This is a genomic window from Corynebacterium nasorum (genome assembly GCF_022347325.1).
Classification (GTDB): Bacteria; Actinomycetota; Actinomycetes; order Mycobacteriales; family Mycobacteriaceae; genus Corynebacterium; species Corynebacterium kefirresidentii.
This window is the reverse complement of record NZ_JAKRDU010000010.1, coordinates 26,325-48,444: the sequence shown is the minus strand read 5'-3', so window position 1 is coordinate 48,444 and position 22,120 is coordinate 26,325. Positions and strand designations below refer to the sequence as shown.

Genomic DNA, 22,120 nt, shown 5'->3' with positions numbered 1-22,120 from the left:
GCGATGGTCAATGACCGCTATCGGAGAGGCGAGATCATCGGCGCCGGCGGCATGTCTGAGGTCTATGCTGCCGAAGACACTGTCCTAGGCCGCCAGGTTGCGGTAAAGATGCTCCGCCCGGAAATGGCGCGCGACGTCAATTTCCGGGAGCGTTTTTACCGCGAGGCCCAGAACTCGGGCAAGTTGAATCACCCCAATATCGTGGCGGTTTATGACACCGGGGAAACCGAGCTGGATGGCATGACCATCCCGTATATCGTCATGGAGCGGGTCAATGGACGCACCCTGCGCGATATCATTCGCGAGGATGGAGCACTATCCGCCCAGGAAGCGGCGGATATCCTCAAACCGGTAGCGGATGCACTGCAAGCCTCGCACGAAGCCGGCATTATCCACCGCGATATCAAGCCGGCAAATATTATGCTCACCAACACCGGCCAGGTGAAGGTGATGGACTTCGGCATCGCTCGCGCCTTGGATGATTCCACCTCGGCGATGACGCAAACCTCCGCCGTTATCGGCACCGCCCAATATCTTTCTCCCGAGCAAGCCCGCGGTAAGAATGCGGATGCCCGTTCGGACGTCTATGCACTGGGCTGCGTGCTCTACGAGGCCCTTACCGGTCAGACCCCATTTGAGGGCGAAACCCCGTTTGCGGTTGCTTATCAGCACGTACAGGAAGAGCCGACACCACCGTCGGAGCTCATCGCGGATCCTTCACTAACCCCCACCCAGCGCGTCAACATTGATGCGGTGGTGCTTACCGCAATGGCGAAGCACCCTGCGGATCGTTATCAATCCGCCTGGGAGATGGCCGGCGATTTGGAACGCCTGCGCAATGGACAGGTCACCGCGGCAGCGCGCATGCATGTTAATGAGGACGAGGTCGAGCAGCCTACCGAGATGGTGGGTGCCGCTGCGGCCCCCGCGGCAGCGCACCGCGCACCGATTCAATCCACCCGCCCCTCCGAAGAGGATGAGAAGCAGGGCGGCGGCTGGATGAAGTGGTTGGCTGCCTTCTTGGCCGCCCTCTTGGTAGCTATCGTGGGCTACTTCGCATGGGACTTCTTCTCCAATGACAAGAAGGATCCCGAAAAGCCACGCCAGACCCAATCTGCCCCGCACGACAAGATCATCGTGCCAGAGGTGGAAAACCGCCCACGCAATGAGGTGGTTAAGGAACTCGAAGACATGGGCCTGCAGGTTACCGTCAACGAGGAAGCCAACCCGGATATCCCTCGCAATAATGTCATCCGCATCAACCCCGCCCCGGGTTCCGAGCTGCAAAAGAATGCCTCGGTAACGTTGACTGTGTCCTCCGGTAAGGAAATTACTGATGTCCCGGACATCACCGGCATGACCTTGGACGAGGCCTCCCAGGCCCTCGAAGAGGCCGGCTTGGCACTCAACTCCGACGTTTCGGAGGAAAACGATGAAGCACCAACCGGCCAAATCATCAAGCAGGATCCTGCCGGCGGCACCCAACTATCCAAGGGATCGAAGGTACGGGTGACGGTGTCTAAGGGCGTCGAAAAGAAGCGCGTACCCGATGTTTCCGGCATGAATGTAGAAGATGCCCAAAGCCGCCTCGAATCCAATGACTTTGATGTAGACGTGCGCGAGGTCGATTCTTTGGAGCCGAAGGGCACGGTGCTGAGCGTATCCAATGAGGGCGCGGAGCTGGAAAAGGGCAAGCCGGTCACCGTTGAGGTCTCCAATGGCATGCTCTTTAAGGCTCCTGACCTGGTAAGACAGAGTCAGAAGCAGGCCGAAGATGAACTCCGCGCGGCTGGCTGGACTGGCCAGCTAGTGCCGGGTGAGCCCGTGCCTACCGGCGCACTGGTGGATAGCAATAAGATTGGCTGGGCCTCTGTGAATCCAGGCGATACCATGCGTAAGGATCAAAACATTGAGGTTCGCCTGTGGAATTTCGACCCCGCTGCACTTCTGCCGCAGCCATAGCTGCTGGTATCCTAAGGTCTCAGTACGAACTTAGATAAGAACTTAAATCTAGAAAAGGTATCTTATGCCGAAGTCAAAGATTTCTCAGAGCTCCTCCGTCCCTACCTCGAGCTCTGCTACCAACCGCACCCCCGTCAAGATCAATTCGGAGGGCACCCCGAAGTGGTACGTAGCCATCATGCTGGGCCTGATGGTCATCGGCTTGCTGTGGCTCGTGGTCAATTACCTCGCTGGCCAGGACATCCCATTCATGGCGGACCTCGGCGCTTGGAATTATGGCATCGGTTTTGGCTTGGCCATCATCGGCCTGCTGATGACCATGGGGTGGCGCTAAGCTAGACCTCCCAGCCTGTTCCCTCGCTCCCTGCTTCCTGTAGGTGGCGAGGGTTTTTTCATATCTAGGAGCCACATGTCTCGCCACATTCTTGCTGCTGGCCTCATCATTTCGGTGGCCTACGCGGCCGTGCACATCGCGTTTGCCGACCCCACCCTACTCACCGGCGCCGCTCCCCTCCGCCTTTCCGTGCGCAACTACCTAGGCAATGTCCTGGGCTCGGGCATGGTGTGGGGAATCTTTAGCTACCTCATAGGCAAGAATTATTCGGGCCGGTGGCTCAAGGCACTCCTGGCCGGTACGGGAATTATCGTTTTGATGCTGGCCGTGCACTACGCCTTGCTCGTGGTCTTCGGTGTGTACAACTGGCGGGAGGCATTTGAGTACAACGCCCAGTGGTTTATCCTGGCGCTCATCTCTGGACCGGTATTGGGGCTGGCCGGCGCGGCCTCGGCCCAGTTCCGGTGGTTCGACTATCTCGCCGTCCTGGGCTTCCTCCTCGAGCCTGTCATAGCAGGGCTCGTCCCAGGCAGTTCCTACTTGCCCCGCACCACGACCATCCCTGAGTACTTCGCCGCTGCGACTCTCTGGCTCATCGGTGCGGGCCTCTTTTTCTGGCAGCGCCGCCTTTCCACCCGCTGAGCGCTTCTTCGGCGGCCCACCATCCCGGCATACCGTGCACACCAGCACCGGGAGCGGCGGAGCTGGAGGCCATATATACTCCCGGAGCGAGGCGATGCGGATGGGGCGAAAGGCGTGGCCGCAGGAGAGTTTGCAGCCCAGTCATGGATCCGCCGGCAATATCGCCGCCCACCAGGTTGGGATTCCACCGCTCCAGCTCGGCTGGGCTAGTGGCGTGGGTAGCCAGGATGGTATCCCGAAAACCGGGGGCAAAGCGTTCGATCTGCGCAGTAATCAGCTCGGTTACCTCACCCGGATAGCGCTCCGCATAGCCGCGCGGGACGTGCGCATAAGTCCACAGCGTAAGCCCACGGGAAGGGTCGGCCACGTATTGTTGGCAGACCAATACTAGGGGTCGCTCGGGCATGCGCCACTTGCCGACGTCCCCCTCTGCCCTACAAATCTCCTCCACCGTGCCTCCCACATGCACGGTGCCGGCCTGGCCCACGCGCGAGTCGGTCCACGGCACGGGCTCGCTGAGGTGGAAATCCACTTTGAAGACGGCGCTGCCATATCGCCAGCGCGCCAGGCTCCGGCGAACACGGCTGGGAAGCTCCAGCCCACGCAGCCCCAGGATCTGCTGCGGGGTCAGGTTCACAATGATCGCCTCGGCTGCGGGCAATTCCCGCAGGTCGCGAACCTCGCATCCGGTGTGGAGGCGGGCATGATGGGAACGGAGGAGGTTTAAGAGGGCGTCGATAAGAGCGCCGGTGCCGCCCTCCACCACGGGCCAGCCGCGGGTCATGCCCAACCCGCCAAAGAGCAAGCCGAATGCGGAGGTAAATGGCCTCGTAGGCGAGGTAATCGCGTGGACCGCGCTGCCCGCGAAGAGGGCGCGGGCCTGTGGCGTAGCCAAGACCGCTCGGCCGAGCTGACTGGCGGGCACGATGCCGGCCGCGCCGAACTGTGCCAAGCGCACGGGGCGATCGGGCCAGCGTACCAGCGGCGTTAGTGCATTCCCCACATGCTCATCAATGTGCCGGACAATGTGTCCGTGCAACCGCGTCCACGCGCGGGCATCGGCTCCCAACTCCGCGGCCGTATCCGCCAAGGAACCCTGCAAGATCCCGGCCGGGGCTCCCTCTAGCGGATGGGCCATGGGATAGGGGGCGTTAAGCCACCGCAAACCATGGGATTCCAGATCGAGGGCGCGGAACGCCGGACTCGCCACGCCAAAAGGGTGCCCGGCCGCTCCGAGATCCACAATCGTGCCCGGAAAAGTCTCCGCCGAGGAGGCTGCCGCACCACCGGCCCAGTCGGCCCGTTCGTAGATATCCACGCTCCAGCCAGCCATGGCCAAACGCGCCGCGGCCGTGAGTCCATTAGGTCCTGCGCCGACGATCACAGCGCGAGGTTGATTATCCACAATGCTCCTTATGCAGGTCAGTACCCAAATTTATCAGTCTTGCTCACACAGTGGGTAGAAAGTTATCCACAGGCTGTGGAGAAAGCCTGTGAAATGTGAATTTCACACAATTATTAACACCCTGTGGATAACTGTTTTCACGGACTTCCACAGGCGGATTTTCTTACTTCCGCACGGTCTAGACCAGCGCGATCAGGGAAAACTCCGGAAAAGCGTTCGGTAAATTACAAAAATGTAGTTATCCACATTGTGGATAAACATTGTGGAATTATTTCGCACATGCTTTCCGGTGATCAAAATTCACAGTTATCCCCAAAACCCAGCTTGTTGGGCTAAGAGCGCGAGGATTACCGCGGCCACCACAACAACACCGCCCCAGCGAAGAGAGGGGCTTTTTCGATAGAGAAAAAGGCTCAACACGAGGCCTGTGCACAACCCACCCAAGTGTCCCCACAGGGATACGCCATTGGCCAGGAAGGTATAGGCCACGTTCGCCACAACCAAGGCGATGGGCGCGCGGAGATCGAGCCCGCGCTGGCGATAAGCACCTACCAGCATGACCATGAGTGCGAAGAGCGCACCGGAGGCGCCGACGGTGGGGGTATTGAAGTCGAATTTCAAGATCATGGCGGATGCACCTAGGCAAGAGGTGAAATAAGCGGCAAGATACAACCCGGTGCCAAGCGTCCGCTCCACTTCCCTGCCTATGAGCAAGAGCATGATCATATTCACCGCCAAATGGCCCGCGTCTAGGTGCATGAACTCCGAAGACAGCGCAGTCTGAGGGCGGAAGGGATAATCCGGTCCCCACAGGCCCCAATCCGCTGCGAGCGGGGAATCATAGAAGGTGGCTCCTAGCGTGCGCGCCTGCACCGCGGTAATCAGCCAAGCGATGATGCAGACGGCGGCGATGAGCGCGGTCGCTGGGGTAGCGCGAACATAGTTTCTCACCATGGTCATGAAGTTGTCAGTCCTTTAGGCGGGGTCTGGCTGTGGATAGCTCGGGAAAACTGCAACGAGCCCGCCGCCGCACGAATAATGCGGTGACGGGCCCGAGGAAAAAGGCGATTACGCGATATCGATGGACTCGATAACAACGTCCTCGTGCGGACGGTCCATGCGGTCGGTATCCACCTTGGCGATCTTGGATACAACCTCCTGGGAAGCAGCGTCAGTTACCTCGCCAAAGATGGTGTGGTGGTTGTTCAGGTGCGGGGTCGGCGCCACGGTGATGAAGAACTGGGAGCCGTTGGTGCCCGGGCCGGCATTAGCCATGGCCAGCAGGAATGGGCGGTCGAACTGCAGCTCCGGGTGGAATTCATCCTGGAACTGGTATCCCGGGCCACCGCGGCCGGTGCCGGTCGGGTCGCCGCCCTGAATCATGAAGTTATCGATGATGCGGTGGAAGATTGCACCGTCATAGAACGGTCCGGACTGCTCGCCCTTTGCGTTCTGGGAGGAGTAGTCCTTCTCGCCCTTGGCCAGGCCGATGAAGTTTTCAACGGTTACCGGTGCATGGTTACCGAAGAGATCGATAACAATGTCACCGTAGTTGGTATGCATCGTTGCAGTTGCGGTCTTCTGAGTCATGCCAGCCATTGTAAAGAATTTAACGCGTGCCTGCCGCGCATGACATAACGCTGTCAGCGATCGCGCTAGCCTGAAGGCATGATTCGCGCGCTTCTTTTTGATCTGGATGACACCTTGCTCGATCACACCGGCGCGGCTCGAGACGCGGTGGATCAGTGGTGCCGCCAGCTCGGCCTGCCCGAGGGCCAGCATGCGCGGTTCGCGGCCATTGAACGAAAGTGGTTTCAAGCCTATGAGCGCGGCGAGGTCTCCCACCACGGCCAGCGCGCGGCGCGCTGCCGCGAATTCCTCGGCCAAGAAATGAGCGATGCCGAGGCGCTGGCCGCCTATGACGGCTATCTTTCCGCCTATCGGGAGCAATGGCGCGCTTTTTCCGACGCCCTGCCCACCCTCACCTGGGCCCTCGAATCCGGCTTTCAGGTCGGCATACTCACCAACGGCAAGCGCGAAATGCAGCAGGCGAAGCTGGAGGCCACGGGCCTTGCGCTTGCCGACGTCCTCCTCATCCCCACCGTCGACCTCGGCTGCCCCAAACCGCAGCGCGCGGCCTACCTCGCTGCTTGCCGCCAGCTCGGAGTGGATGCTGCAGACACGCTCATGGTGGGCGATTCCCTGGCCAACGACGTACAGGGAGCTCGCACAGCGGGTCTGCATGCGCTCCACCTCGACCGTACCGGTAAGGGAGATCTCAGCTCGCTTAGTGCGCTGAGAGAGGTTCTCCCCCAAAGAGCCAGCTGACCACGATGGCGCCCGGATCGATAACGCCCTTGCTGCGATCTCCCAGGTAGGAGGCTCGGCCTTTCTTTGCAGCAAGGTCCTCGGTGTCGAGGGCGCCGGCATGGGCGGCGTCGAAAAGCGCCTGCAAGGTCTCCGCATCCGGATCCTTCGCCCCTAGCTCGCTGGCTTTTTCTGCGGCGGGAATGAGGGCATCGAGCATGGTGCGATCACCGCGCTGGGCGCCGCCGAGCTCGTGGATTAGGTCAGCCGCTGCGTTGAGCCCGTCCGCCAGCGACTCCGCCCGGGCCAGCTCGTTGAAGAGCGTGCCGAAGACAGCGCCAGAGGTTCCACCGGCGAGGACGAGCAGGCGCTTGGCCAGCCCGGTGAAGATCTGGGTATCCGTACCGCGCAGTGGAGTCTCAATGCCACCAAAGGCCGCCTCCATGTTCTGGCCAAAGTCGCCGTCGCCGGCTTTGCGGTCCAGCTCCGTAAGCGCCTCGAAGGAGGCTTGGAGACGCTCCACAAAGGCGGTGAGCCACTGATTCTCCTCGCCCTCGGTAGGAAGTTCATCCTGGAAGGTGATGGTGGCGGGTTCTACCGCCTTCGCGCGGCCCAGGGTGTGCGGCCAGGCGGGGGCGGCAGTGGGGGCGTCGACAAGCTCGAGCAGCTCCGCATCTGCCTTGAGCAGAGTAAAGGAAGCACCGTGCATATTGACCGCGGTGACATAGGAACCCACCAACGACCGGGCTACGGTGACGCCACGCTGGGCCAACTGCGCGGCGGCCTCACCAAAGAGCAAACTCAGCTCCAGCGGGGTGGTGCCGCCTAGGCCGTTGACCAGGCACACCACTTCATCGCCTTGACCCAGCTCAAGGGCTGGCACGATCTTATCCAGGACCTGATTTACGATAGCGCTCGCGCTATCTACCTGCTCGGTGTGGGTGCCCGGCTCACCGTGAATGCCCACACCCACCTCCATCTGGCCGGCTGCAAGATCAAAGGTCTCGCGGCCGGTAGTCGGCATAAAACCGGCACCCAACGCCACGGACATGCTCCGAGAATTATCCGCGGCGCGCTGCCCTAATTCAGCAACCTTATCCACGTCATCGCCGCGGTAGGCAGCAGCTCCTGCGACCTTTTCCACCAGGATGGTCGCACCCGTACCGCGGCGACCGGGGCCGTCCTCATTGCCATCGGTGGCAATATCATCGGCCACCAGCACCGTGCGGGTGTCTACCGCCTCGGCGGCGTTGCGAGCGACGGTAAAGTTCATGACGTCTCCGGTGTAATTTTTCACCACGTGGACTACTCCCCTGCCCTGGTCAGCCCACTGGGTGGCCTCGCTGACTTGGACCGCGTTGGGGGAAGTAAACAGCAGTCCCGGGCAGGCCGCAGCGAGCATGCCTTGGCCTATGAAGCCGGCGTGCATCGGTTCATGACCGGAACCGCCACCGGAAATCACCGCCACTGCCGGATCACCGTCCGCGGTGCGCAGTGATGTGGTGCGGCCGATGAATCCGACATCGTGCCAGTAGGCATCGGGGTGGTTGGCGATGAGCCCAGCGAGGGCGTCGGAGAGAAAAGTGTCTTGACTATTACGGAATGCGGAGTGGTTCATACTCCCAGGCTAGTGATGTTTCTTACCCGGAAGCTAGGAGGAGAAAAGAAACATATCGGTTCCATTCGGACACCCAGTGGATTCGCAGCTACTTTGCAGTTTGCGGAGGATACTAAAAGAACCACTAAGAAAGGATCCGCACATGGATTTCTTGTCCTCCCTCCACAACCTTATGGACGCAGGTTCCCTGCTCCAAAGCTTTGGACCTTATATTCTGCTCGGCGTCGCCGTGGTCATCTTCATCGAGTCCGGCGTGCTTTTCCCGTTCCTGCCGGGTGATTCTTTGCTCGTTACCGCGGCCATCCTGCGCCACGAACTCGACATCAACGCCTGGCTGCTCTTTGTCGTGGCCGCGGTGGCCGCCTTTGCCGGCGACCAGGTGGGCTTCTACTTGGGCCGCCGCTTTGGCCGCAAGCTTTTCAAGGACGATGCCCGCGTTCTGCGCACCGAACACCTCGATAGCGCGGAAGACTTCTTCCAGCGCCACGGCCCGGTGGCCCTAGTATTAGGCCGCTTCGTTCCAATCGTGCGCACTTTCGTCCCCTTCGCCGCCGGCACCGCGGAAATGGGCTACTCCTCCTTCTTGCGCTGGAATATTCTCGGCGGCATCGGCTGGGTAGGTTCCATGCTGCTCGTCGGTGTCCTGCTGGGCGGTATCCCGGGCATTGCTCACTCCATCGACATCATCATGCTGATTGTGGTGGCAATTTCCGTGCTGCCGATGATCATCGGGTGGATCAACAAGCGCAGCAAGGCAAAACGAGAAATCCCGGCCAAGTAAGGGCTAGTTGCCCATTTCCCAGCCGGGATTCCATGGGGTTACGAGGCCTTAGAGGGAATCACGTACCTCATCGCGAGCCAGCACCATATTGCGCAGGGAGGCTTCGGTCTCCTCGTAGCCGCGGGTCTTCAGGCCACAGTCCGGGTTAACCCACAGGCGCTCGACCGGCACGTGCTTGAGCGCGGCGCGGATGAGCTCGGCCATCTCCGCCACGGAGGGCACGCGTGGGGAGTGGATATCGTAGATGCCCGGGCCAATCTCGGAATGGAAGGTCTCGTCGATATCTTCGAGCAGTTCCATGCGGGAGCGAGCCGCCTCGATGGAGGTGACATCGGCATCGAGGCCGGCAACGGCATCGATGATTTGGCCGAACTCGGAGTAACACAGGTGGGTGTGGATCTGGGTGGTCGGCTTGGCCTCGAGTGCAACGAGGCGGAAGGAGCGCACGGCCCAGTCCAGGTAGGCCTTGCGGTCTTCCTCACGCAAAGGCAGCAGTTCACGCAAGGCGGGTTCATCGATCTGAATGATGTCGATGCCGGCCTCTTCCAAGTCTCGGACCTCATCCGCCAGCGCGACGCCGAGCTGGTCCGCAGAGATGGACTGGTGGACGTCATCACGCACGAAGGACCAGGCCAGGATAGTCACCGGGCCGGTAAGCATGCCCTTGACGTGGTGCTCCGAGAGCGACTGGGCGTACTTGGACCACTCGGTGGTCATCGCAGCCGGGCGGGAGATGTCGCCTACGACTATTGGCGGGCGGGTGCAGCGGGAGCCATAAGACTGGACCCAGCCGTTTTCGGTGGTTACGAAACCATCGAGCAGCTCGGCAAAGTACTGGACCATATCATTGCGCTCTGGCTCGCCGTGTACAAGTACATCGAGGCCGAGGCGCTCTTGCAGCTCGATGACGGACTTGACCTCATCCTTGAGGGCGGCGTTGTAATCGGCGTCGGAAAGCTCGCCCTTGCGGTGCGCCGCACGCGCTTGGCGGATTTCCTTGGTCTGTGGGAATGAACCAATGGTGGTAGTCGGCAGCTGCGGCAAGCCGAGTTCCTTTTGCGCCTCGTTGCGCTCGGCAAAGGCAGGCTCGCGCTTGACCTCGCCGGCCGGCAGCTTCTCGATGCGCGCCTTCACCGCCACATTGTGGATACGTTCAGAGTCAGCACGGGTGCGCACCGCGCGGTCGCTGATGTTGTACGCCTCCGGCGCTTCCAGTGGGCCCTGGGAGAGGGCTACGACTTCCTTGACTTTCTCATTGGCAAAGGAGAACCAGGTGGCGACGTCGGCCGGCAGCTTGGTTTCTGCCTCCACGGTGTGCGGCACATGCTGCAGGGATACGGAGGTAGACACAGAAAGGGAGTCAAGGCTTCCCTCTAGGTCCTCGTACTTGGAGCGCAGGTCACGTAGGTTGGCGGCCCAGACATTGCGGCCGTCGATAAGCCCAGCAACCACGTGCGAGTTCAGCTTCTTCACGCGCTCAAGGTAGCCCTCATCGAGAGCCAAGGTGCCCACGGACAGATCCACCTGGACGGCCTCTGGCTTAAGTTCCGCCAAGACCTCAAGGCCCTTGCGCGCGGAGCCATAAGGGGTGGTGAGGTAGACTTGCGGACGGTTGTCCGCACCCAAGATGGCCTCATAGGCGCTCTTGATGTGGGCGGCAAGCTCCTCATCAGTGGCAACGGTCAGGTCCGCTACCAGGGCAGGCTCAGCTAGCTGTACCCACTTCACACCGGATTTATCCAGCTCGGCCAGTACCTCCTGGTAGGCCTTGACGGCATCATCCAAGCGGTCAAGCGGGGACTTGGTAGCGCCCTCGGCCTGCTTGGACAGCGCCAGCAGGGTAACCGGGCCGACGAGGTATGGGCGCACGGTGTGGCCAGCTGCGCGGGCTTCTTCCACCAGCTTGATAACGCGCTGTGGGTGCGCCTTAAAGTCCTGGTCATCGGAGATTTCCGGGACGATGTAGTGGTAGTTGGTATCGAACCACTTAGTCATCTCTAGCGGCGCGGTGTCCTTATTGCCACGAGCCAAGGTGAACTCATCATCCAGGGTCTCGCCGGCTACGGCGCCCACGGTCAGTGCGGTCTCGAGCACCTGGTCGTAGTAAGCGACGTCGGCTGGAATGGCATAGTCCTCAGTAAGACCGAGGTCGCGCAAGCGGTTATAGGTATCCAAGCGCAGGGAATGAGCGGCAGACTCAAAGGTCTCTGCATCGATGCGGCCGGCCCAATAGAATTCCAGCGCGCGCTTGAGCTCGCGGTTAGCGCCGACGCGAGGGTAGCCCTCAATCGTCGCCTTGGGGAAATTAGTGTTCGTCATTGCTTACTCCGATTCGAGATAACAGGTCTTGGGTAATGTCGGGATTGTTGTGGGTATAGATATGGAGGCCTTCCGCGCCGCCGGCCACGATGGTGCGGGCCAATTGGGCGGTAAGCTCCATGCCGATTTCGTATTCCTCTTCTGGGGTTTTCGCTGCCGCGAGCCGAGTGCGCACCCTTTCGGGTACGGCCAGCCCGGACAGCTGCCCCATTCGTTCCAACCGGCGCAGGCTGGTCATGGGCATAATCCCCGGAATGAGGGGGATTTTCACCCCGGCCAACTCCGCCCTTTGGGCGAAGCGGAGGAAATCCTCGGCATCAAAAAAGAGTTGGGTGATGGCGAAGTCCGCGCCAAGGCGCTGCTTATTGAGCAGGACGTCAAAGTCCTCGTCCTCGTTTTTGGATTCAGCATGGCCGCTGGGATAGCACGCCACACTTACAGCGAGTCGGCCGGCAGCAAAGCGGGCCGCTTGGTGGCTCTCCAATTCCCGGATGAGGCGAACCAGTTCATCGGCATGCTGGAGGTAGTGCTCTGGCATGCCCCCTTCGGGGAGGTCACCGCGCAGAGCTAGCAGGCCACGCACTCCGGCATCTACTAAGCGATTAATCCACCCGATGAGCTCGTCGCGCGAGCCGGCCGTGCACGCCAGGTGCGCCAGCGGGCGCATAGAGGTGTTCTGCGAGATTTTCTCAATGAAGGCCGCGGTTCCCTCTAGCCAGCCGGAGCGCTGGGAACTGGTTACCGCGATGTAATCGGGGTGATAGCTTTCCAGGACCTCTAGCAGGCAGTCGATCTTGGCGGCATCGGCATCGTGGCGCGGTGGGATTACCTCGAAGGAAAGGGCGAGGCGCTCAGGCACATGGGATTCCTCTTCGCTTTCATAATCCAAGGGCGCGGAAGCCGAAAGTCGCGGGCTCATGGTCACCTCCTTTGCTGGTCGTCGTCGGTGTGTTGAGAAAAACGTACCAAGCTGTTCAGTTTGCGCGGTAGCGATTTTGCAATGGTATTACCATTGCAAGCCTGCAAACTGCGAGGTTGGCGAAAAATTGACTGAATAATAATCGTATATTCTGAACCAAGCGGTCTATTTCTGGCGCGTTCCCCCTGCACGCCCTCGCGCTCACGGTGGTACACCACCCGACACGTCACTATGCTGGGTGAAAGCGAATTGATAAATCTGAGTTAAGGAGTGTTCCACCCCATGAACCCCACGACACTGAACGTGGCCTTCAAGACCGCATCGAACCTGTGGAGCCAGTTCAACAACTACCGCGAAGAAAAGTCCCGCGAAGCCTACACCGCCCTGGAGGAGGCCGCGCAGAAGATGGACGAGCGCGATAACGGCAGCTTCGCCGAGTCCCGCCGCCAAGCGGGCGCCGTCACCCGCGCCGCACACTCCCGCCTCGAGCGCGCCCTGGAGGAGTTCAACAACTACCGCGAGGACGCCACCGAGCGCCTGAACGACGCCAAGGAAGAGGCCACCAAGAAGGCTAAGAAGGCCCGCAAGCAGGCCAAAAAGGATTCTCAGAAGGCGCAGAAGAACCTCAAGAAGAAGTCCGCCAAGGTAGCCAAGAAACAGAAGAAGCAGAAGTCCTCCAAGGGCTGGATCTTCGCCGGCATTATCGCTGTGCTTTCCGCCGCGGCCGGTGCCGCCTACTACTGGCTGCGCTCCAACGACAAGCCATCCCAGACCCCACCGCGCGTGGACGACTTCCAGTCCGCCTCCCACACCGCCCCTGAGTCCACCTTGGTCTACACCTCCACCAGCGAGAATGACACCCAGTCTGACCTCGTTGAGGAAGGCGCTGTACGCGATGAGGAACTGCTGGGTTCCATCGACGAGCAGCTGGCCAAGCACCGCGAAGAAGAAGCAGCTCAGCCAGCCGATACCACCCGCATTACCGATGACCACCAAAACGAGGGCAAGCACCGCCTGTAGGTCAAGGAATAAATACGCTTTCCACCCCGCCGTGGGGGTATATTCAGCGTTGCCTAGATCTCATTTCTTTGCTTAGACAAAAATCTCTTGATTGAATTCCCACATTAGGGATCTTTCTACAAGGAGATGAACAATGAGCTTTGAGTCCCTCACCGTCAAGCTCAAAGACGGTTCAACGTACTACTTCCCAGCGGGTGCGGTGTCTAAAGACCCTTCCTCTCGCGTGGATAACCTGCGCTTCGCCATCGATAACGGAACCACTTTCCACTCCGTAGACGAGGCCGGTATCGAGCGCGAGTTTAACGGTCACGACGTCCGCAATTACCACCTCGCCTAAGCGGCAGCCACATCCCTTCCCACAGGTCACTGGCCTGTGCGGAGGGGATTTTCGCATGCGTACCCCGTGTGCACCACTGGCGACTATCGTGGATTCCATGGAACTTCGCGCAACCCAAGAATCTGACCGCACCTATCTCGCCCGCCTCAACTTCCTCACCGATACTTTCGGCGACGAGCACGGCGAGCTCTCCCCTGACTTCGCCGCTGATTTTGCCTTCTACGTGGAAAATTGGGATCCCAACCAGGGCGGTTTCATCGCCTGGGAGGAGCTTGTCCCGGCCGGTGGCGTGTGGCTCAATTGGGGCACGGAGGACAACCACGGATTTGGCTTTGTCGAGCCCGCCATTCCGGAGCTCGCCATCGCGGTTGAGGCCCGCTATAAGGGACAGGGCATTGCCACCGCGCTTATCGACGCCGCTATTTCCCTCGCCCACACCCTGCATGCCCCCGGCATCTCGCTAGCCGTCCACCCCGATAATCCCCGCGCCAAGGGGCTCTATGAGCACCTCGGCTTTGAACACGTGGGCAGCCACGAGGGACACTTTGTGATGCTGAAACGCTTCTAAAGCGAGCGCAGGCGGGCGTGCGTAACGTAAATCGGCTCATTATCCACGGCCGTCTTAAACTCCTCGGTCAGCCCGGCCATGACCGCCTCGCGCGCCTCTTCGCGAGTGCCGTGAAAGCTCATGACCTCGCCATCCACTGCGGCCTCGCCACGTTTGCGCACCACAACGTATTCTGCGCCCTCCGGCGCCGAAACTTTCTTCTCTGTGGAGGTAAAGGGATCGTTGTAGCGAACGTTGGCGGCCATGGTTAGTCTCCTAATGGTTTCGCGTAATAGTAATAATTCCCCACTTACTGTACTTAAAGTTTCCTCCCCGCGACCGTGCGCGTACATCCCTGCCATTTCCGCCGACAAAAATGGAGTTTACATCGAAAAATCGCGACATCGCCCCCTAGCTGCCCTTGCGCAGAGAAAAGTCCGGCGCCCTCCGAAGAGGAAACCGGACTTCATGCTGTGGAGCATAGGAGAATCGAACTCCTGACCTTCTGCTTGCAAAGCAGATGCTCTACCAATTGAGCTAATGCCCCAGTGCCTACACACTTTACTACCGCAGCCGAAGCAACCACAAACCGCTTAAAACCTGAACCACTCAAATCACTTTGGACACTTTAGGCATGTCCTATCACTTTGGTTACATTCGGGCGCTAGGGTCATGGGCACATCATGTCCACTTTCCCTCATTTTTAGGAACACTATGCGCCGCATCCTCACCTCTGCACTCACCGTGCTTATTGCCGCCGCCATGCCAGCAGCCGCTCATGCACAGTTACCGCAAATCCCGCGATTGCCTGCGTCTTCAAGCGCGGATATTCAAGGAGAAATCAACCATCGCATCGAGGATGCCCGCGCACAGGTCGAAGACTTCAGCTCCCAGGCATTTCCACACTCTGCCCCCGGGAAGAAGGCACCCGCCGCCCCAGCTCCAAAGAAGCCGCAGCCGCGCAGCGAAGGTAGCGTCGACTGTGCCAATTGCGTAGCTATCACCTATGACGACGGCCCCGGTGCCGAGACCAACCGCCTACTGGACAAGCTCAAGGCAAAGAACGCGCACGCAAGCTTCATGGTGCTAGCCCCCAACGCATATCAGCATCCTGAGCTGCTCAAGCGCATGAAGGCCGAGGGCCACACCATCGGCAACCACACCAAGAGCCACCGCCAGCTCAACACCCTGTCCTATGACCAGGTATCCCAGGAAATCGACGCCGGCAATGCCGCCATCAAAAAGGCCACCGGCCAAGGCACGCGCTGGGTACGCCCGCCCTATGGCGCGACCAACGCCACCGTTGATCAGGCCACCCGCGATAAGGGCGTCTCCCAAGCGTTGTGGGACGTCGACACCGTGGATTGGAAGGACCGCAACTCCGACCATGTGTGCTCCGCGGCCGTCCAAGGCGCCCGCGCCGGCTCCATTGTGTTGATGCACGATATCCACCCCACCACCGTGGACGCCGCCGATTGCGTTATCGACGGCCTGCGCGCGAAGGGCCTCGAGCCCGTGAGCTTGGATCGCCTCCTGCGCACCCCTGTGGCAGGTAAGCGCTACTACGCTCGTGGTTAATGATTGATTTTGCCCTGACTGCCGACGCCGTCGCTCCCCAACTCCTCGGCTGCACCCTCACCCATGCCGGGGTAAGCATCCGCCTCACGGAGGTTGAGGCTTACCTCGGTGCCGAGGATTCCGCTGCACATACCTTTAAAGGAAAGACCCCGCGCAATGCGGCCATGTTCGGTCCGCCGGGTAAGTTCTACGTCTATATTTCTTATGGTATCCACCGCAACGTCAATATCGTCTGCGCCCCTGATGGCACCGGCCAAGGCTGCCTGCTGCGCGGCGGCGAAATCATCGAGGGTGCCGATATCGCCTTCGCCCGCCGCGGCACCACCGATTTTCATAATCTTGCCCGCGGGCCAGGAAACTTGGGCAAGGCCTTAGGCTTCACGCTGGAAGATAACCACCAACCAATTCAGATTGTTGAGCGAACCTCCGAACCAGAATGGGTACGCGGACCGCGCATCGGCATCTCGAAAAACAAGGAAGCGGCCCTGCGGTTTTGGATCCCTTTCGATAAAACCGTCTCGGGCCGCCGCGGCTATCCCAAAAAGTAACGAGGAAGCTGACTAATAGCGCCCACCATAGCGCTCATCATTTTCGATGGCCTTTATGATCCGCTGATTGATCTGCAGCATCTGGCGGATCTGCGTGCGGGTCAGGTTATCCATTACGGACTTCCGAGCCTGCTTAGCGTGTCCAGGCGCGGTCTCTACTACCTTATCCCAGCCGCTATCCGTCAGCTGTGCCATGGTGGTGCGGCCGTCAGTCGGGCACGGCTGGCGCACGACCCACCCTTGCTTTTCTAGGCGCGTAACGACCTGGCTCAAGCGGGACAAAGATCCATTGGCGGTAATCGCCAGATCACGCATACGCATCTCGCGATTTTCCGCCTCAGATAGTCGAGAGAGCACCGTATATTCAAAAAAGCTCAGGCCTGCGTCATCGCGCAGCTGAGCATCCAAAATATTGGTCAAGCGAATATTTACGCTCATTAGGGACATAAATGATGCGAGTTCTTCATCATTTAGCCAGTAGTCATCGCGCTCGGTCATGGGATTTATTCTATCAACTTGGCTTTAATTCTAAAGTGACTCATCACTGCCCTAAACGCAAAGACCTTAGTGCCCAAAGGACGTATCGATCGGCCGCTGCCTTCTTGGCAGCTTCTCCGCCACCAAACGATAGGAATCCGTGACTAACTCCTCTATCAGCTGTTGGTGCAGTTCTGCGTGTGGGTAGACGGAAACCCAATGCCGCTTATTCATGTGGTAGCCCGGTGCAATGAACGGATACTGCTGCTGTAGCGCTTGGCAGTCCTCCGGCTCGGCCTTAATGATCATTTGCTGTTGACCTGTCACCGCTGTCAGTAACAGGAAAATTTTGCCGCGTACTTTGAATACTTCCCAGTCGGGCCCGAAAGGATGCTGTACCTGCGAGCCGAGCATCTCTTCGGCGCGCTGCCGTGCCACTGTGTAGATGCCACTGCCATCCATCATCGGCTCCCTCTTCGAGACTGCCTTAGTGCTGTCTTCAACGATATCGTCCATCCACACCTCAATTTTCGTCGACGGTTTTGCCGGTTTATATGGACGAAAATGGTGATCCGAGTGGAGTGCTCGCCATTGTGTCACTTCTTAGAGCACTTGGGAACGACCGCGGAAATAGAAAATGTCCGGCCCCTCCGAAGAGGAAGCCGGACTTCATGCTGTGGAGCATAGGAGAATCGAACTCCTGACCTTCTGCTTGCAAAGCAGATGCTCTACCAATTGAGCTAATGCCCCATTGTTCCGTGGTGGGCCTAGCTGGAATCGAACCAGCGACCTCATCGTTATCAGCGATGCGCTCTAACCGACTGAGCTATAGGCCCTTGTGCGGAACGAGAATTAACTCTACATACTATCCCCGGATTTATACAAATCGCCTGCTCAAGAAGCATTTCATACCACTAAACAAAAAGGGGAAGATTCGTGCTGATAGAAGAAAAGGCCGGCACCCGAAGGTGCCGGCATCCTCTAGGGTGAGAGAGGCGCTAGCGGTTGTCTAGGTCGACTCGCAGGCCGCCAAAGACGTCCACGATGGCGTTATAAATAACCGCCATCAGGGGAGCCAGCAATGTAAGGAGAACGGCGAAAATAACGCCGATGAGCGCGGAGGCGGAGATGACGACACCGAAGGTGACCTCGAATCCGCCGCCGACGCCGCCGACGAGGCTATTGAGCGATTCCCAAATCCCCACCTGGTTCAGGCCAATATAAAGCAGGCATACGGCCAGCATCCAGGCGATCAGTCCGACGAGTGACAGGGCCAGACCGACGCGGAATGCCGAGATAGGCGAGATTCGCGTAATCGTTATGTCTCGTCGTGCCATTAATTACTCCTCATCCTTGGAAGCATCGCCAGCCTTGTGTTCCTGCTGGACCTCATCCACGGTCTTTTCGCCCTTAGCCACGGCCTGAGCGTCTTCCTCACCATCTTCTTCGACGTTGCGGTCGATGGCAAGCAGTTCGACATCGTCACCCAGGTTGACCAAGCGCACGCCCATCGTGGCACGGGAGGACGGACGAATCTGGTCCACCTCGGTGCGGATGACGCCGCCGGCGGAGGTAATGGCGAAGATTTCATCATCCTCATCCACAGAGATGGCGCCGATTAGCTTGCCGCGCTTCGGGGTGTACTTGAAGGTCATGACACCCAGGCCACCGCGGCCCTGCGTAGTGTATTCCTCGATAGCGGTGCGCTTACCGTAGCCGCCGGAGGTGGCAACCAAGAGGAATTCGCCATCGTGGACCACGGACATGGATAGCAGCTGGTCATCGCCGCGGAAGCGCATGCCCTTCACACCGGCGGTAGCGCGGCCCATGGGGCGCAACTGGTCGTCATCGGCAGTAAAGCGGATGGCTTGGCCCTGCTCGGAGGTAAGCAGGATGTCATCGCCCTCGGAGACGAGCTGTGCGCCGATGAGCGCATCGCCCTCGTTGAGGTTGATGGCGATAAGGCCAGCGGAACGCGCGGACTCATAATCGGTTAGGCGGGACTTCTTTACGCGGCCCTGCTGGGTGGCGAGGACCAGGTAAGGAGCGTCCTCGTAGGACTGAATCTGGATGACCTGCGCGATCTTTTCTTCCGGCTGGAATTCCAGCAGGTTAGCCACGTGTTGGCCGCGTGCGGCGCGACCGCCCTCTGGCAGCTCATAGGCCTTGAGGCGGTAAACACGGCCGAAGTTGGTAAAGAACAAGATCCAGTCGTGAGTGGAGCAGACGAAGAAGTTCTTGACAATATCGTCCTGCTTGAGCTCAGCGCCGCGTACGCCCTTGCCACCACGCTTTTGCGCCTTGTAGGAATCCACCTTGGTGCGCTTAGCGTAGCCCGTGGAAGTAATGGTGACTACAACGTTTTCGCGGGCGATAAGATCCTCATCGGTCACATCGCCGGTTGCCGGAATGATTTCGGTGCGGCGTTCATCGCCATACTTATCGACGATCTCTGCCAGCTCATCGTGGACAATCTGGCGCTGGCGCTCCTCGCGGGCGAGGATATCCTTCAGATCAGCGATCTCGCGCTCGATTTCCGCCAATTCATCGATGATCTTTTGGCGCTCCAGGGCAGCCAGCTTGCGTAGCTGCATGGCCAGGATGGCATCGGCCTGGATATCGTCGACGTCGAGAAGCTCCTTCAAGCCCTCGCGCGCTTCGTCCACGGTGGGCGAACGGCGAATAAGGGCGATGACCTCATCGAGCATGTCCAGTGCCTTGACCAAACCGCGCAAGATGTGGGCGCGCTTTTCGGCCTCATTCAGGCGGTACTGGGTGCGGCGAACGATGACCTCGATCTGGTGCTCCACGTAGTAGCGCAGCATCTGATCCAGGCGGAGAGTGCGCGGCACGCCATCGACAATGGAGAGCATGTTGGCACCGAAGGACGTCTGCAGCTGGGAATGCTTGTAGAGGTTATTGAGCACCACGCGGGCCACGGCGTCGCGCTTGAGGGTGACGACGATGCGCATGCCAACGCGGTCGGAGGACTCATCCTCAATCTTGGAAATACCCGCGATCTTGCCGCTGGCCACGGACTCCGCGATATTGGAGATGAGGTTATCCGGGTTGACCTGGAACGGCAGCTCGGTAATCACAATGGTCTGGCGGGATCCAGATTCCTCGATGGAGGTCACGCCGCGCATACGGATGGATCCGCGGCCGGTGGTGTAGGCATCCTTGATGCCCTGATCGCCCACGATGAGGCCCGCGGTGGGGAAATCCGGGCCCTTGACGCGTTCCATGCAGGCTTCCAGCGCAGCCTCTTCATCGGCGTCTGGGTTATCTAGTAGCCAGTAGATGGCCTCAGCCAGCTCGTTGAGGTTATGCGGCGGGATATTGGTGGCCATACCCACGGCAATGCCGCCCGAACCGTTCATCAGCAGGTTTGGAACGCGGGACGGCAGTACGTCCGGCTCGCTGGTTTTGCCATCGTAGTTGGGCGAGAAATCAACGGTGTTTTCGCGGATATCGCGCACCATCTCCATGGCCAGCGGGGTGAGCTTACACTCCGTATAACGCATTGCTGCTGGGCCATCGTTACCGCGGGAGCCGAAGTTACCCTGGCCATCCACCAGTGGGTAGCGCATATTCCAGGACTGGGCCAAGCGCACCAAGGTGTCATAAATGGCGGAGTCACCGTGCGGGTGGAACTGACCCATGGTGTCCGAGACCGGGCGGGCGGACTTTACGTAGCCGCGCTCCGGCCGGTAACCGGAATCGAACATCGCGTAGAGGATGCGGCGGTGCACCGGCTTTAGTCCATCGCGCACCTCCGGCAGGGCACGGCCGACGATGACGGACATGGCGTAGTCGATGTAGCTCGACTCCATCTCCTCATTAATGTCAATGGGAAATATGCGATCAAAAAGATCGTCGTTATTGTCACTCATAACGCCAGATTCTACCCTTTAGCGCCTTTCAGGGCCCGAATTGCCGCACGCATGGTATCACCGTGGTATCACTGAGGCATGGCAATGACATTGCGGCTTACGGCCGAACAGGATCACGCGCTCACGCTACTGGCTTCCGCGCAGGGCACCTCCAAGCACGAGGCGGTGGTGCGCGCTGTTGTTGCGGCGGCAGCCCGCACGCTTGCCGACGCCCACGTGCAATCCACCGCCCGCGCCCTCCTCCCCGGCCGCGCTGAGCTGGAGGCGGAAATCCGCCGCGCCCGGCCCACGCAGTCCTAGGTGATCATGAGTACCGAACAGCTCTACCTTTTGGCACGCGAGTTTTGCGCGCGCTTTAACGTCCGCGTCACCAATTTTGCTGCTCTTGCGGCCGCTGCGGCGGCCAGCACTGCCAAGGTGGAAGGAATAGCCATCCACGATAGCCACCGCGATGCCGCCCGCGCTATGGCGGAGGTTTTAGCCCGCGTTCCGGCGCTGAGCGGGTATAACGCAGAGTTCGCAAAGTTCACCGTGCGCGTCTACCTTAGTGTTAAAGAAGTTGCCTAAGTTTTGGGAAGAGTGACCCAAGGAAGGAACTAGCACCATGTCCCACGTCAAGAAGATCGCCGTATCGAGCCTTACGGCCGTTGCCCTAGCTGCCACCGCCGTCACTGCTCCTACCGCTACTGCAGCTGAGGCGGATTCCTGGAAAGACGAGGTAAATCCGGAATTTGAACAGGGCCAGACTGGTGGTTCCTCTACCGGTTCTTCCCAACTGGATCTCACGTTGATCATCACCGCAGCGGCCGCGGGCGTCACCGCCCTGGCCAGCGCCGTGGCCCTCTACTCCCCCAACGTGGATCTGGAAAAGGCAGCCCGCGATGCTGGCTTGGGCCAGATCGCCGATCAGATTGCTGCCATTCAGGCCAACCTCCCTGGCCTGCCGGGACAGCCGGCTTAACTCGCGTAAGGTGGTGCAGCATGGGACATCTTTCTGAACTTATGTCAGGTCCGCAGCGCACTGCGGTGATTAGCGATTGTGGCGAACTGGTTGAGGGGGTCGTCGCCAAGCAATCGGGCATTACCGGCATGGCGCTGAAGGGCGCCGTCGCCGCCGCAAAGAAGGTCGACTCCGCCATCATCACCAAGGCGCTAGGCCGCGTGCTACCGGATGTCCTCGACGCTATGGACCCGCACTGGCAAGAGTTTGAAAGCAGCTCTGAGCAGGATTTCGGTTCCTTCCTAGAGCCGCGCAGCGCCGAGGTCAGTGATGCCATCATGGCGGTAGCCGATAAGCATGCCGAGCAGGTCAACTCCCCCGCACTATCCAAGCCTTATAACTCCCTGCGCGCTAAAGCTTCGAAATTCCTCACCCCTGCGGTTCCGGATTTCGGCCGCGTGCTGCAGAAGCATATGTAGATTCCCGGCAGTTG

25 protein-coding genes and 3 tRNA genes are annotated in these 22,120 nt (G+C 59.7%); 14 read left to right on the top strand and 14 right to left on the bottom strand.

Features of this window, described 5'->3' with window-relative positions; translation table 11 throughout:
• Positions 1-3: 3 nt before the first annotated feature.
• The 3 genes from pknB to MHK05_RS08765 all read left to right on the top strand — a co-directional run bounded on the left by pknB (position 4) and on the right by MHK05_RS08765 (position 2,938).
• Positions 4-1,962 carry a Stk1 family PASTA domain-containing Ser/Thr kinase gene (pknB, locus tag MHK05_RS08775; RefSeq protein WP_239206164.1) on the top strand — a complete coding sequence of 653 codons (1,959 nt, stop codon included), beginning with the start codon at positions 4-6 and terminating at the stop codon, positions 1,960-1,962.
• A 64-nt stretch (positions 1,963-2,026) separates the two neighbouring features.
• Positions 2,027-2,296, top strand: coding sequence for a cell division protein CrgA (gene crgA, locus MHK05_RS08770; protein ID WP_005326260.1), 270 nt, complete (start codon positions 2,027-2,029; stop codon positions 2,294-2,296).
• Between the two features lie 75 nt (positions 2,297-2,371).
• The gene (locus tag MHK05_RS08765) at positions 2,372-2,938 is read left to right on the top strand and encodes a hypothetical protein (RefSeq protein ID WP_239206162.1); all 567 of its coding nucleotides are present in this window, start codon (positions 2,372-2,374) and stop codon (positions 2,936-2,938) included.
• On the opposite strand, the gene MHK05_RS08760 is transcribed toward MHK05_RS08765, so the two are convergent.
• The 3 genes from MHK05_RS08760 to MHK05_RS08750 all read right to left on the bottom strand — a co-directional run bounded on the left by MHK05_RS08760 (position 2,889) and on the right by MHK05_RS08750 (position 5,942).
• The gene (locus tag MHK05_RS08760; protein WP_239206160.1) at positions 2,889-4,343 is read right to left on the bottom strand and encodes a phytoene desaturase family protein; all 1,455 of its coding nucleotides are present in this window, start codon (positions 4,341-4,343) and stop codon (positions 2,889-2,891) included. The genes MHK05_RS08765 and MHK05_RS08760 overlap by 50 nt on opposite strands.
• 306 nt (positions 4,344-4,649) lie before the next feature.
• Positions 4,650-5,303 carry a rhomboid family intramembrane serine protease gene (locus tag MHK05_RS08755; RefSeq protein ID WP_239206158.1) on the bottom strand — a complete coding sequence of 218 codons (654 nt, stop codon included), beginning with the start codon at positions 5,301-5,303 and terminating at the stop codon, positions 4,650-4,652.
• 108 nt (positions 5,304-5,411) lie between these two features.
• The gene (locus MHK05_RS08750) at positions 5,412-5,942 is read right to left on the bottom strand and encodes a peptidylprolyl isomerase (protein WP_034656094.1); all 531 of its coding nucleotides are present in this window, start codon (positions 5,940-5,942) and stop codon (positions 5,412-5,414) included.
• A gap of 69 nt (positions 5,943-6,011) precedes the next feature.
• Here MHK05_RS08750 and MHK05_RS08745 point away from each other — a divergent pair, with 69 nt between their 5' ends.
• Positions 6,012-6,671, top strand: a complete 660-nt coding sequence (locus MHK05_RS08745; protein ID WP_239206156.1) for an HAD family hydrolase — start codon at positions 6,012-6,014, stop codon at positions 6,669-6,671.
• Here the strand turns inward: MHK05_RS08745 and MHK05_RS08740 are convergent.
• Complete coding sequence (locus MHK05_RS08740; protein ID WP_239206154.1) at positions 6,631-8,268, bottom strand: dihydroxyacetone kinase family protein; 1,638 nt, start codon at positions 8,266-8,268, stop codon at positions 6,631-6,633. The genes MHK05_RS08745 and MHK05_RS08740 overlap by 41 nt on opposite strands.
• A 142-nt stretch (positions 8,269-8,410) precedes the next feature.
• Here MHK05_RS08740 and MHK05_RS08735 point away from each other — a divergent pair, with 142 nt between their 5' ends.
• Positions 8,411-9,049 (top strand): DedA family protein, encoded by a 639-nt coding sequence (locus tag MHK05_RS08735; protein ID WP_239206152.1) that lies wholly within the window; start codon positions 8,411-8,413, stop codon positions 9,047-9,049.
• Positions 9,050-9,097: 48 nt separating this feature from the next.
• Here MHK05_RS08735 and metE read toward each other — a convergent pair whose 3' ends face one another.
• Both metE and MHK05_RS08725 read right to left on the bottom strand, forming a co-directional pair.
• Complete coding sequence (metE, locus tag MHK05_RS08730; protein ID WP_239206150.1) at positions 9,098-11,368, bottom strand: 5-methyltetrahydropteroyltriglutamate--homocysteine S-methyltransferase; 2,271 nt, start codon at positions 11,366-11,368, stop codon at positions 9,098-9,100.
• Entirely contained in the window at positions 11,355-12,287 is a 933-nt protein-coding gene (locus MHK05_RS08725) for a methylenetetrahydrofolate reductase (RefSeq protein ID WP_239206148.1), read from the bottom strand. Before MHK05_RS08725 ends, metE begins: the two co-directional genes overlap by 14 nt.
• 282 nt (positions 12,288-12,569) lie before the next feature.
• On the opposite strand from MHK05_RS08725, the gene MHK05_RS08720 reads away from it, so the two are divergent.
• The 3 genes from MHK05_RS08720 to MHK05_RS08710 all read left to right on the top strand — a co-directional run bounded on the left by MHK05_RS08720 (position 12,570) and on the right by MHK05_RS08710 (position 14,212).
• A complete protein-coding gene (locus MHK05_RS08720; protein WP_023020215.1) occupies positions 12,570-13,307 on the top strand; it encodes a hypothetical protein in 738 nt (245 codons plus the stop codon).
• A gap of 133 nt (positions 13,308-13,440) precedes the next feature.
• Positions 13,441-13,644, top strand: coding sequence for a hypothetical protein (locus MHK05_RS08715; RefSeq protein WP_005326240.1), 204 nt, complete (start codon positions 13,441-13,443; stop codon positions 13,642-13,644).
• A gap of 97 nt (positions 13,645-13,741) precedes the next feature.
• On the top strand, positions 13,742-14,212 hold the full coding sequence (locus MHK05_RS08710; protein ID WP_049358521.1) for a GNAT family N-acetyltransferase: 471 nt from the start codon (positions 13,742-13,744) through the stop codon (positions 14,210-14,212).
• Here the strand turns inward: MHK05_RS08710 and MHK05_RS08705 are convergent.
• Both MHK05_RS08705 and MHK05_RS08700 read right to left on the bottom strand, forming a co-directional pair.
• Positions 14,209-14,457 (bottom strand): hypothetical protein, encoded by a 249-nt coding sequence (locus MHK05_RS08705; protein ID WP_005329702.1) that lies wholly within the window; start codon positions 14,455-14,457, stop codon positions 14,209-14,211. The two genes, MHK05_RS08710 and MHK05_RS08705, sit on opposite strands and share 4 nt — an antisense overlap.
• Before the next feature lie 208 nt (positions 14,458-14,665).
• Positions 14,666-14,738, bottom strand: a tRNA-Ala gene (locus MHK05_RS08700).
• Positions 14,739-14,905: 167 nt separating this feature from the next.
• Here MHK05_RS08700 and MHK05_RS08695 point away from each other — a divergent pair.
• Both MHK05_RS08695 and MHK05_RS08690 read left to right on the top strand, forming a co-directional pair.
• Positions 14,906-15,769, top strand: a complete 864-nt coding sequence (locus MHK05_RS08695; protein WP_239206146.1) for a polysaccharide deacetylase family protein — start codon at positions 14,906-14,908, stop codon at positions 15,767-15,769.
• Positions 15,769-16,317 (top strand): DNA-3-methyladenine glycosylase, encoded by a 549-nt coding sequence (locus MHK05_RS08690; protein WP_239206144.1) that lies wholly within the window; start codon positions 15,769-15,771, stop codon positions 16,315-16,317. The genes MHK05_RS08695 and MHK05_RS08690 overlap by 1 nt, the downstream gene beginning before the upstream one ends.
• Before the next feature lie 12 nt (positions 16,318-16,329).
• On the opposite strand, the gene MHK05_RS08685 is transcribed toward MHK05_RS08690, so the two are convergent.
• The 6 genes from MHK05_RS08685 to gyrA all read right to left on the bottom strand — a co-directional run bounded on the left by MHK05_RS08685 (position 16,330) and on the right by gyrA (position 20,687).
• Positions 16,330-16,815, bottom strand: a complete 486-nt coding sequence (locus MHK05_RS08685; RefSeq protein WP_023020211.1) for a MarR family winged helix-turn-helix transcriptional regulator — start codon at positions 16,813-16,815, stop codon at positions 16,330-16,332.
• Positions 16,816-16,881: 66 nt separating this feature from the next.
• Entirely contained in the window at positions 16,882-17,310 is a 429-nt protein-coding gene (locus tag MHK05_RS08680; RefSeq protein ID WP_239206142.1) for an MmcQ/YjbR family DNA-binding protein, read from the bottom strand.
• Between the two features lie 161 nt (positions 17,311-17,471).
• A tRNA-Ala gene (locus MHK05_RS08675) sits at positions 17,472-17,544 on the bottom strand.
• 9 nt (positions 17,545-17,553) lie between these two features.
• Positions 17,554-17,630, bottom strand: a tRNA-Ile gene (locus MHK05_RS08670).
• A gap of 162 nt (positions 17,631-17,792) precedes the next feature.
• Complete coding sequence (locus MHK05_RS08665; RefSeq protein WP_023020209.1) at positions 17,793-18,131, bottom strand: DUF3566 domain-containing protein; 339 nt, start codon at positions 18,129-18,131, stop codon at positions 17,793-17,795.
• A 3-nt stretch (positions 18,132-18,134) separates the two neighbouring features.
• Positions 18,135-20,687: a DNA gyrase subunit A gene (gene gyrA / locus MHK05_RS08660; protein WP_023020208.1), complete on the bottom strand. Its 2,553-nt coding sequence runs from the start codon at positions 20,685-20,687 to the stop codon at positions 18,135-18,137.
• Between the two features lie 78 nt (positions 20,688-20,765).
• Between gyrA and MHK05_RS08655 the strand changes: the two genes are divergently transcribed.
• From MHK05_RS08655 to MHK05_RS08640, 4 genes are read left to right on the top strand one after another with little or no spacing between them, the layout of a single operon-like run.
• Complete coding sequence (locus MHK05_RS08655; RefSeq protein WP_034655619.1) at positions 20,766-20,987, top strand: hypothetical protein; 222 nt, start codon at positions 20,766-20,768, stop codon at positions 20,985-20,987.
• Positions 20,988-20,993: 6 nt separating this feature from the next.
• Entirely contained in the window at positions 20,994-21,254 is a 261-nt protein-coding gene (locus tag MHK05_RS08650; RefSeq protein ID WP_023020206.1) for a hypothetical protein, read from the top strand.
• Between the two features lie 37 nt (positions 21,255-21,291).
• Positions 21,292-21,648 carry a hypothetical protein gene (locus MHK05_RS08645; protein ID WP_023020205.1) on the top strand — a complete coding sequence of 119 codons (357 nt, stop codon included), beginning with the start codon at positions 21,292-21,294 and terminating at the stop codon, positions 21,646-21,648.
• A gap of 20 nt (positions 21,649-21,668) precedes the next feature.
• Positions 21,669-22,106, top strand: coding sequence for a DUF6918 family protein (locus MHK05_RS08640; RefSeq protein ID WP_239206140.1), 438 nt, complete (start codon positions 21,669-21,671; stop codon positions 22,104-22,106).
• Positions 22,107-22,120 lie beyond the last annotated feature (14 nt).